General features: G+C 44.2%; 13 protein-coding genes. 1 reads left to right on the forward strand and 12 read right to left on the reverse strand.

Annotated elements, in window-relative coordinates; genetic code table 11:
* Window positions 1-341: 341 nt before the first annotated feature.
* Window positions 342-848, forward strand: a complete 507-nt coding sequence (locus KS419_RS24475) for a hypothetical protein (RefSeq protein ID WP_217069730.1) — start codon at window positions 342-344, stop codon at window positions 846-848.
* Between the two features lie 123 nt (window positions 849-971).
* Here KS419_RS24475 and KS419_RS24480 read toward each other — a convergent pair whose 3' ends face one another.
* From KS419_RS24480 to KS419_RS24535, 12 genes are all read right to left on the reverse strand, one after another.
* Window positions 972-1,232 (reverse strand): hypothetical protein, encoded by a 261-nt coding sequence (locus KS419_RS24480; RefSeq protein WP_217069731.1) that lies wholly within the window; start codon window positions 1,230-1,232, stop codon window positions 972-974.
* Window positions 1,222-1,758, reverse strand: coding sequence for an RNA polymerase sigma factor (locus KS419_RS24485; RefSeq protein WP_217069732.1), 537 nt, complete (start codon window positions 1,756-1,758; stop codon window positions 1,222-1,224). The genes KS419_RS24480 and KS419_RS24485 overlap by 11 nt, the downstream gene beginning before the upstream one ends.
* Window positions 1,751-2,122: a group-specific protein gene (locus KS419_RS24490; protein WP_217069733.1), complete on the reverse strand. Its 372-nt coding sequence runs from the start codon at window positions 2,120-2,122 to the stop codon at window positions 1,751-1,753. The genes KS419_RS24485 and KS419_RS24490 overlap by 8 nt, the downstream gene beginning before the upstream one ends.
* A 130-nt stretch (window positions 2,123-2,252) precedes the next feature.
* Entirely contained in the window at window positions 2,253-2,609 is a 357-nt protein-coding gene (locus tag KS419_RS24495) for a hypothetical protein (protein WP_217069734.1), read from the reverse strand.
* Window positions 2,610-2,647: 38 nt separating this feature from the next.
* Window positions 2,648-3,202: a hypothetical protein gene (locus KS419_RS24500; RefSeq protein WP_217069735.1), complete on the reverse strand. Its 555-nt coding sequence runs from the start codon at window positions 3,200-3,202 to the stop codon at window positions 2,648-2,650.
* Between the two features lie 323 nt (window positions 3,203-3,525).
* Window positions 3,526-4,734, reverse strand: a complete 1,209-nt coding sequence (locus KS419_RS24505; protein ID WP_217069736.1) for an Acg family FMN-binding oxidoreductase — start codon at window positions 4,732-4,734, stop codon at window positions 3,526-3,528.
* A 24-nt stretch (window positions 4,735-4,758) separates the two neighbouring features.
* A complete protein-coding gene (locus tag KS419_RS24510) occupies window positions 4,759-5,688 on the reverse strand; it encodes a TetR/AcrR family transcriptional regulator (protein ID WP_217069737.1) in 930 nt (309 codons plus the stop codon).
* A 418-nt stretch (window positions 5,689-6,106) separates the two neighbouring features.
* On the reverse strand, window positions 6,107-6,496 hold the full coding sequence (locus tag KS419_RS24515) for a hypothetical protein (RefSeq protein ID WP_217069738.1): 390 nt from the start codon (window positions 6,494-6,496) through the stop codon (window positions 6,107-6,109).
* Between the two features lie 325 nt (window positions 6,497-6,821).
* A complete protein-coding gene (locus KS419_RS24520; RefSeq protein WP_217069739.1) occupies window positions 6,822-7,118 on the reverse strand; it encodes a hypothetical protein in 297 nt (98 codons plus the stop codon).
* Window positions 7,119-7,285: 167 nt separating this feature from the next.
* On the reverse strand, window positions 7,286-8,131 hold the full coding sequence (locus tag KS419_RS24525) for a hypothetical protein (RefSeq protein WP_217069740.1): 846 nt from the start codon (window positions 8,129-8,131) through the stop codon (window positions 7,286-7,288).
* Window positions 8,132-8,260: 129 nt separating this feature from the next.
* Window positions 8,261-8,674, reverse strand: a complete 414-nt coding sequence (locus KS419_RS24530; protein WP_217069741.1) for a DUF3139 domain-containing protein — start codon at window positions 8,672-8,674, stop codon at window positions 8,261-8,263.
* A 792-nt stretch (window positions 8,675-9,466) separates the two neighbouring features.
* On the reverse strand, window positions 9,467-9,880 hold a 414-nt coding region (locus tag KS419_RS24535), incomplete at its 5' end, for a DoxX family protein (RefSeq protein WP_217069742.1).

Consider the following 9,880-nt stretch of genomic DNA (forward strand, 5'->3'; position numbering starts at 1 on the left):
GTTGAGAAGAGCCCACTTGAATCCCATATAAAAGCAGCTTTGGCTTTGGTATTGAATGCTAGGATGGAACAGGAAAGAGATGAGTACATTAACGCCCCTTCTTCTAACCGAACAGGCCGCCCCGTTTGCCGTTCGGGTACAAGTCGCCGCTTCTTCTGACCGAACAGAACGACCCAGCTGACGTTCGGGCACTACTCGTCCCTTCTTCTGACCGAACGAGCTCCGGCCGAAGTGCCGCAAGATTGTTTAAAACCCCAGAACGGATCAATTACTGTACCAATCTCGTACTTTCTTTTTTCTATTTTTATGGTATCCTAGTTTCAACTGGAGGTAATGAATCTATGAAAAAATTAATCTTCCTTTCCCTACTCACTGCCATTCCCTTGGGGGCAGGCATTTCCCTAGTTTTCCAAGACTTCACAATCACAATCCTAATCACCATTGCCTTCTGGGGAGTTCTGACCGCGGGATTAATAACTATCAATTATTCCTTCAATAAATGGGACACCCCTTCCGTAAAACAGGAAAGAAATATTCACCTCAACCTCCCTTATGACAAAACGTTTGAACTTTGTCAAAAGTCCATCAGTACCATCCATGGGGCAAAACTGACACTTATTGACCCTACTGAAGGCCTCCTACGGGCCAAAACAAAAATAAACATCCGGACATGGGGCGATACGATTGAAATTAAGCTATATCGGGGCAAAAACAGTACGAATGGCGAAGCACCTACCATCGCCCGCATTCAGAGCAGGCCCGCCGTTCCCACCACCATCATCGACTATGGAAAAAACAAGGAGAACATCGACCTCCTAACAACCTATCTCGAAGCACAAAATCAGTAATCGCTATTGTTTACAACAGATGCTTTCACAAAAGATACTTTCACGAGAAAAAAAGGGTGCCCGTCATCAGGAAGGAAGAAATCAGATCCTTTACCATGATGAGGCACCCCTTCGTATGTTTGGTTAAAAGAAAATGAGGAACTGTAATATGGTCAGTCCCATAACTAGACCGATTGGCGCCAGTTTTAACATGGTAACACCGTTCACCGTCAGGATCAGTTTCTCTAGTGGATTCTCGGTTGGAGAGGCCAAAAATGCGATGAGACGATCCCCTTTTGTTTTCTCAGATTTCATGGGGAAATCCGGTACATCTACATGATATTCGTCTAGCTTAGAACGCAGGAATCTTTCTTTTTCCAATGGATCCTGTTGTTTATGCTTCAAGGAAATCCCCTCCTAATAGTGCTTTTAGCCGATGAATCCCGTGATGCAAACGTGATTTGACAGTGCCGAGTGGAATCTCTAAAATGACGGCAATCTCTTCCTGTGGCAAATCGTGGTAGTAATAGAGGAGGATGATCGCACGCTGTTTCGGGGGGAGCTTCCCAATGGCTTCGCGGATTGTCATACGGTCAGCCATATCAATACTAGTTTTGGTAATAGGAACAAGAGATGGGAAAAACGACTTCAGCTTTTTTCTCCTGTTCAGTTTATTCACCATCAGCCGGTAGGCGATTTGAAACAGATACGGCTTCAGTTTTCCCATCGCCGGGTCGTACTGATGTTTATGCTGCTGCAATTTCACAAACGTATCTTGAACAATATCAATGCTGAGCTGTTCGTCCCTCGTATACCGGTAAAGGAAGGAATACAAGGAATCCTTCATCAGCCAGTAAATGGCATCCAGTGCATCACGATCCCCAGCCTGATACGCGGTCATCAATTCCTCTTCCCGTCTCTCTCTAGCCAATTTCCTCTCCCCAGCGCTCTTTAATTGTTTTTAACGTCATTGCAATTCTTTGAATCAAATAAATAAACGATACGACCGTAAAGGCTTGCGCCTGATTTGTAAAAAATTGGACATATACATTCTCCACGGTTAGTCCGGAGGTGATCAAAAAGTTCAGCACCTGGACACAAATCATCGAATAGATGGCTAAACACAGTGTCATCGTATCAAACACATTCCATCTCAGGTAAAGTTTTGTTTTCTTATAGTTAATTCTACCATACTCCCGGACGACATATTTCCGGTCCATCGGAATGGCAATACTGATGATGATGATAATCACTATGGCCGCGACCACGAGCGATACTATAAATCCTGTACCCATTCGCAACACCCTCCCCCAGTTCTATTTACTAACTATACATACGGGAAAGAAGAAAAGTTCAAAAAAATTTCGGGAGGTGACAGGCACTTGTCGAATTCGACAAGTGCCTGTCACCTCCCGATTTAGATTTTTACCCGTTCTGTTGGCTATACATAAAATCGGAGATGCTCTTTGAGGTGATCAGCAAATAGATGAAAATTACATACGAGCCTAATACAATGATCGTCCAAATGATCTCCCCTAAAGGCATTTGGAAATTAATCATCACGACGATTCCCATTACTACTTCCAGAGACAATATAACGATTGTTATCACTTTTGCCCACATATAACCTTCGTACATGAACCACCAAATCACTATTCCAACGATACTTGCCAATAACGATTCAAAACTGGGAGCCAGAAAAAATCCCACAATTAAATATAAGATTAATAGACTGACAATTACGATCAATAATACACGACCCTTTTTTTCGCCACCTAACATAAGCCATCAACCCCTCCATATGAACAACTGAAATTGGATTATGTCTCACTTTCTTCTAACCATGCCGCTATTTTTTTCAGAATCTCATCCTCCAGTTGATCTTGCTCACCCTCATCGTGAATCGCTTGGTCAGCATACTCCCGCGGGAACATTTCCTTTATGGATTCCAAGTAATAGGATCCATCCATGGGCTCCCGCAATCCGTCGAACGTGTAAGAACCGTTATCCTCTTTGAGTTTGATAAGTAGCGGCCCAGACCGACCCGACTGAGCCTCCTCTCCTGTCGCGCGGTTAAATCCCAGATAAAGGGATTTCATATACACTTCAACGGTATCATCAATAACAGCCGCTCCATAAACATGATGCGCTTCAAACTGCTTTTCGGTTGGGAAAAACTTATCCTCGTAATACTCAACGATATATTTGGATATAAGTTCATTCATCTCATCCGTTACGGTGACTTTGTTTCCCGCTTCACCCTGATCCTGGTCGCTGCCGCTAAATTGATCACCAGTACAGGCAACGCTAGTGAGGAGCAGGAGTACCGTACTCGTCAAAAGAAATCCAAGTTTACTAATAGTAATGTGTCTCACCGATTCTCCCCTTTTCTTGCGACAAACTTTATTATTCGATTGATTGCTCTTATAACATTGACGTTTGCCGTTTAGGCAAGTCTTATAGATATATTGACGTTTGAGAATACTTTTCGATTCACTATTTTGAATCTTTTTTGGAAAACAACAAGGTCTATTTTAAAAATGCAGCTCAAAGATTTGCATGAAAAATTGAGGATGTACTTATTGCGACCGAACCGACTTCGTGCTTCCTCGTTGGGCACAACTTGAGACAACTTCTTACCGAAACCCTTTTAGAGACGAACGTATCCTGGCATCTAATGTAATGAAGTGGGATTCATTTAGAGGAGGACATCTTCGATTGGTCTTCTTGGGCTTGGGTATGTTTCGTTCAGTGGGTATCCCATACGGAAGATAAACAATCCTTCCCAGTCATTGTCACCGGTTAATTTTTGCAGTTCCTCCCCGAAGTATGGAACGGCCCCAATTATTTTTTCCCTGTCTGTCATCTCATTTACTTGATTTAGGGGGTGCATGCCTAGTCCCTGGCTAGCTCCGAATAGATGCAACCTCTGCCAAACTCTTCCGGCCCTAGCCCGTTGTTCATTGTCCATCGGATCTCGGACAGCAAGTAGACCAAACGCCGTTGCGGTGGGAATGTGTTTTGTCTTAGTGGCCTCTAGCCAAAAATCATCATTTTGTTTGTTGGATAATGGTGGCAACATTTTACCAGCCGCTCTGATCAAAAAAGGTTCACCTTGAGCATCTAACGTAATCCCATCACGGCTTTCCTGGATTTCCTTCCAATCTTCCTTAAACCACTTATTACTTGAGTCACTCATTTCTTTATCGGAAATAATCGCTTCCGTGGCTTTTATGATTAGTTCTCCCACTTGTTTTTTATCCTCTAAACTTGTGAACCATGATAGTCTTACTTTGCGTTCCTCTGAGCAAAGGGTTTCCATCTCTTTCATCATGGTTGATGAGATTTCCTTTGTTGTATCATATTCCCCTCGATGAGTGTGTCGGTACGGGATGGCGCGATATAGTTGGGAATCACGGGATGTGGTTTTTCCCAAAGTGATCTTGGCAATGGCTGTTGGGTCGGCTGGATTCGGCATGTAGTGTATTTGGGATTGGTATCCGTGGGCGGGGGCGGAAAGCATGATGTTTTCGATTGCGCACCCTAGGCCCATATACATCTCCCGGTGGTAGGGATCGATGGCGCCGATGTTCCGTGCTTTGTCGGCGAAAACGTCGATTTGATTTTCTGTTATTTTGAACAGCCATGGTTGGCTATTGTGGGGATTGGATGCTAATATGGCGTCACGGATCAGGGGCATGGGGCCTTTGAGGTCCGTTTGTGCTGCGATGTTCCATGGTTCATAGGCCGGTCCTTGCCCAGTACTGAAAACTCCTTGTTCTATGGCACGCCATGTGGTACCTCCTAGGCTAAGGATAAGTATTGCTGCTGCTGATTTTTTGATAAATGATCGTCGTGTCATGGGGGTATTGGTGTGTTGGTTTGGATGCTGTTTTTCATAGGTCATTTGGTTTTTTCCTCCTTATGTTTCTCATTTATAATTGTCGTTCAGGTAGGGGCGAATCACGGTCATTAGGAGTTGAAAGCCTTGATCCATGCTCGCTTCCGTAATTTCTTCGCCTCCTGATTCCAGAAATGATAGCCAATAGTTACTGATAATCCAGCTGATTTTAAGGAGCGCTTCTGTATCGCCATGTGTATCTGGTTTTCGAATAATTCCCAGGTTTACGAATTGGTCGATCATCCCTTTCTGCTGTTGGAGTCTTGTTTGCTGAATGGCATGGTGTCGTTCCTCCAGTTGGGAGTTGTGCTTCAGCAGGACGAGGTGTTCTCGGTAAAAAAAACGGTATTTCCACTCCAACTGGAAGTTCATTCGAAGGAGGCTCTGGAGGATATCCAAGTTGGTTTGGTTGGTTTGAGTCGTTTGTGACGTTTGAGTCGTTGGTGACGTTTGAGTAATTTTGGCAGTTTCGGCATGTTTAACGGTTTTGGCGACTTTGTTGGTTTCAGTGAGTTTGGCGGTTTCGGTATGTTTGTTGGTTTTGGCGGTTTCGGTATTATTAATAGTTTGGGTATTTTGGGCAGTTTGGGCAGTTTCGACTGTTTCAAGAGTTTGGTTTATTTTGCTGGTTTCTGTTCCTGTGTTTTCTGGAATGGTTACTTCGTCTTCTAGGAAATTCGACCATAGCTGACCCCAATCGGTTATCATCCACTCTAATATCTCACGGATTATTTCTTCTTTGTTTTTGAAATGGTAATAGAGATTTCCTGTACTTATCCCCATTTTTTCTGCAATGTGGTTAGTGGAAACTTGGCTTGTACCATGTTCATTAAATAACTCAATAGCTGTTTCCGTAATTTTATCCTTTGTTTTTGTCTTCATGGCTGTACGTACGGACCTCCATTTCTTTGTGTTTTCTTTTTGTCCGGCATGAGTAATTTTTTTGTTTGTGTGGTTCACTGACCTTAGTAACTTTCCAATCATTACGCCAAATGGCTTTAGAGTAATTACTCTAATTTACCCATAACTATATTTTAGAGTATTTACTCTAAAAATCAAGCGTTATAATTCGACATAATCTGATGTAGGGATTCATTTTATATTTCCTGTTGGGAAGTGGCTGTCTACCACTTGTTGAAGTCTAGTTTAGGGATTGTTTTTTGGGGAGAAAAATCTGATGGTATTGAATTTAATTGAGGTGAGGAAAGAAGTTATTGTAAGGAAGATATTGAAGTTATTATAGTCGTCTTACCTTTTTTTCGGGATTATCTTTATTCCTTTTAATAACAAATTTGTGTTTTTGAATGAAGTGTTATATTGAGGCGTGGGTGGTGGTAGTTTCATCTTTAGGAGAATGATGCGGTGATGACGGCAATATCTATTCCCTCTCTGTTTCGGGAACAACTTGCTCCAGCTTCTGACCGAAATCCTTCTCAGCCTCCCCGTTCGGGCACAACTTGCTCCAGCTTCTGACCGAAACACTTCTCGTCCTCTGCGTTCGGGAACAACTTGCTCCAACTTCCGACCGAAATCCTTCTCGGCCTTCTCGTTCGGGAACAAGTTGCTCCAACTTCTGACCGAAATCCATCTCGGCCTCCCCGTTCGGGAACAACTTGCTCCTGCTTCTGACCGAATCACTTCTCGACCTTCTCGTTCGGGAACAAGTTGCTCCAACTTCTGACCGAAATCCTTCTCGGCCTCCCCGTTCGGGAACAACTTGCTCCAGCTTCTGACCGAATTCCTTTTCGGCCTCCTCGTTCGGGAACAAGTTGCTCCAACTTCCGACCGAAATCCTTCTCGGCCTTCTCGTTCGGGAACAAGTTGCTCCAACTTCCGACCGAAATCCTTCTCGGCCTCCCCGTTCGGGAACAAGTTGCTCCAGCTTCTGACCGAATCACTTCTCGGCCTCCCCGTTCGGGAACAACTTGCTCCAGCTTCTGACCGAAATCCTTCTCAGCCTCCCCGTTCGGGCACAACTTGCTCCAGCTTCTGACCGAAACCCTTCTCAGCCTCCCCGTTCGGGCACAACTTGCTCCAGCTTCTGACCGAAACCCTTCTCCACCCGCTCGTTCGGGTACAACTTGCTCCAACTTCTAACCGAAACCCTTCTCCACCCGCTCGTTCGGGAACAACTTGCTCCAACTTCTGACCGAAACACTTCTCGGCCTTCTCGTTCGGGAACAAGTTGCTCCAACTTCTGACCGAAATCCTTCTCGGCCTCCCCGTTCGGGAACAACTTGCTCCAGCTTCTGACCGAAATCCTTCTCGGCCTCCCCGTTCGGGAACAACTTGCTCCAACTTCTTACCGAATCCCATCTCGGCCTCTCCGTTCGGGCACAACTTGCTCCAGCTTCTGACCGAAATCCTCCTCCACCCGCTCGTTCGGGCACAACTTGCTCCAGCTCCTTCTCAAAAACAACTGCGCCGGCACATTCAGCCGCATAACACAATCAGCTAGAACGGGAGGTGCCTTACCCGCCTGTGATAGAATTTCATCGATTGACGGTGGTGCCTGACAAAAAAACGGGAGGTGCCTGTCACCTGTCGTTTCCTGTCGTTAGATGTGGGCCGATATCATATCAGTCGTTTCCCTCGGGAAAGCCTGCCCGTAATATGGTCCTACATTTGCTGGATTTAAGGACATCTCCCAAACCACATCCCCGTTCTGATTTAGCGCCTGAATGGTAATGATGTTATTCTCTGCATCTTCGTCCTGTCCATCGTCAGATTCATTCCACCCATGAGCGAAAAGACTATACCAAAGTCTCTGATTATCTTCCATCTGGACTATTTCCCCGTCATGTAATAAACCGTCACGGTTCACCTGAACTGCCACAATCGACTCATCCAAGATGTAACCACCAAACAAGAATCCGCTTTCCGTTCGGCCTGTCTCCACCGTGATGGATTCTATCTCCCGTTCCCCTTCCCTGAGTGAAAGCGATGCTCTCTCTTCACGATCTTTCGCAACACTCAACCATACATCTTCATATGGCCCCTGATACAACAGTACATACCCATCCTCCTTATTTCCCTGATAAAGAACGTCTATTTCGTAGGAATACATCTCCTGGTACAAGTCCTCCAATAGCCCTTGCCTGACAATAAAAAACTCTAACTCTTTTATATTGCCGGTCACCCACTCTAGCTCCTGTTCAAGAGACCTTTTTTCCCCTTCCAAGTTTAAATATTTCAAGTTTAGATCCTGCAACTCTCTTTTTAACGCAGTCAATTCATCCTCGGGAGCATCACGGTCGTCCTCCGCTTCTTCCTGTTCCTGTTCCGGCTCCGTTTCAAGCGATTCCTCCAGCCCATCTTCTAGGGACGGCTCTTTGAAAAATACGGAGACCGCAATTACAATAAGGATAACTACTGCAAAACTGATAAACTGTTTTTTTTCCATTTCTACCTCCTCGATATCACTGCAGGCTGCCATTATATTTTTTTAAGACTCTTTTACTCTCTAATGTTAATTTTCGCTAAAGGAAACTTCCCTTTTAACGGTTAGTGCCAGTTACCTCCCCAATCCTACCTATCTATTCTCCAATGAGTATACGCAGTTTTCCTCACTATGAATCGTTTCGGTTATTGTGATCGTATGGGTCACACCACCTCCAGTAAGGAGGTCCTTTTCGCAAAACTGTACGACGTCCGTACCTTTTTTCATAATGCCGTAGTAATAGGTCGTATCAGGCTCATCTACAAATTTTACCATGTAATGGCCATGGTGGAAATTGCGATTAATTAAATATTTCGGCTCCACGTAGCGTGCCTCCATGATTTCCTCTGTGGAATAGCCTTGCTGCTCTAAATAAACGGGAACATTTTTCTCCACCAAGTATTTTGTATATGGATTTCCGTTATTTAACAAATATATATATCCAACTGGTATTGCCAAGATTATGAAGAACACCATTCCAATGAGCCAGTAGGTTTTGTTGCTCATGATTCAGCTCACCTCACTTTTTGATTTATAAACAGGAACCTGGTTTTAACACCCTCCTGCACTGGCCTGATGCCAAGATCACACCATTTGCTTGTTTTGACATTGTATTGACTGACGGTCTCCCATTTTTCCTCAGCGCCAAGGATGTTGAGATGTTTTTTGGAAAAAAACGGTTCTGTTTCTTCTAATGACGGGATTCAATCTAATGAGGTTTTGTTTTTATGAAGGTTTTTTGGATGGGGGTCCGATGAAGGGGAAAAAAGCGTCCCGTCATCTTCTGATGACAGAAACGCTTTTCTCGGTATGGTTCTGTTTTTTGATACAGTTTATGCTGTATCATTTGTTGTTCTAAGGTGTTTTGGCTTGTTCTTGGATGATCGTCTGTTTTTCTAGTTATCACGCTGTTGTATCTTGGTGTTTTTTCTGCCTAGTTCTAAGGTGTTTTCGTACGTCTTTGGTGCTTTTTACATCATGATCTTCTATCACGGTTGGCAAGGAGTCATGCTGTTTATCATGATGTGTGATTCTTGATGCATGGTACTTGGTTCTGAGTGCTTTTTCTTGATGTCTGTTCCTGATGGTTGTTCTTCGTTCCATGGTGCTTGTTCTTGATGCTTGTTCTTGATGGTTGTTCTTGATTCATGTTGATTTGTTGTCTTGTTGTTATCTGTGAATCTTAGGTGATTTATGTTGTAAATCCGTGTTGCCTTAGTTAAGGTTCGTGGGCCTGCAAACGTGATTTTTCAAACGTATTCTAATCAATCCATGGTCCACCTATTTAGTTGGTCCCGATTATGCCCCTTGGCCTGCTATTTTTGCGAATTTTCCTTTGAACACCGTTGCTTTAATGTAAGGCATTACCCAACGGTCGCCACCGATTCGGCCTGCGTTGTATCCAGCAGCAAGGATAAATACGGTCAAAAGGATCATCCATGGGTTAGAAGAGATTGTGCCTGCGAACATGAACGCGAAGTTCATCATGATTCCGAAAAATGCCGCCGCTGTTGTTAGAACTCCAAGTATTAATCCAATTCCTACTAAAAGCTCGCCCCACGCTACCATAAAGCTGAATACTCCGGCGTTAGGAAGTGCGAAGTTTTCGATAAATGCATGATACGTTGGGTACTGTGTCATTACTGCTTCGTTTGCCACGACACCGTTTAAATATCCGCCTGCGTTGAAATCCCCTGTAACTTTACCCCAACC

This window comes from Evansella tamaricis, assembly GCF_019042215.1.
GTDB lineage: Bacteria > Bacillota > Bacilli > Bacillales > Salisediminibacteriaceae > Evansella > Evansella tamaricis.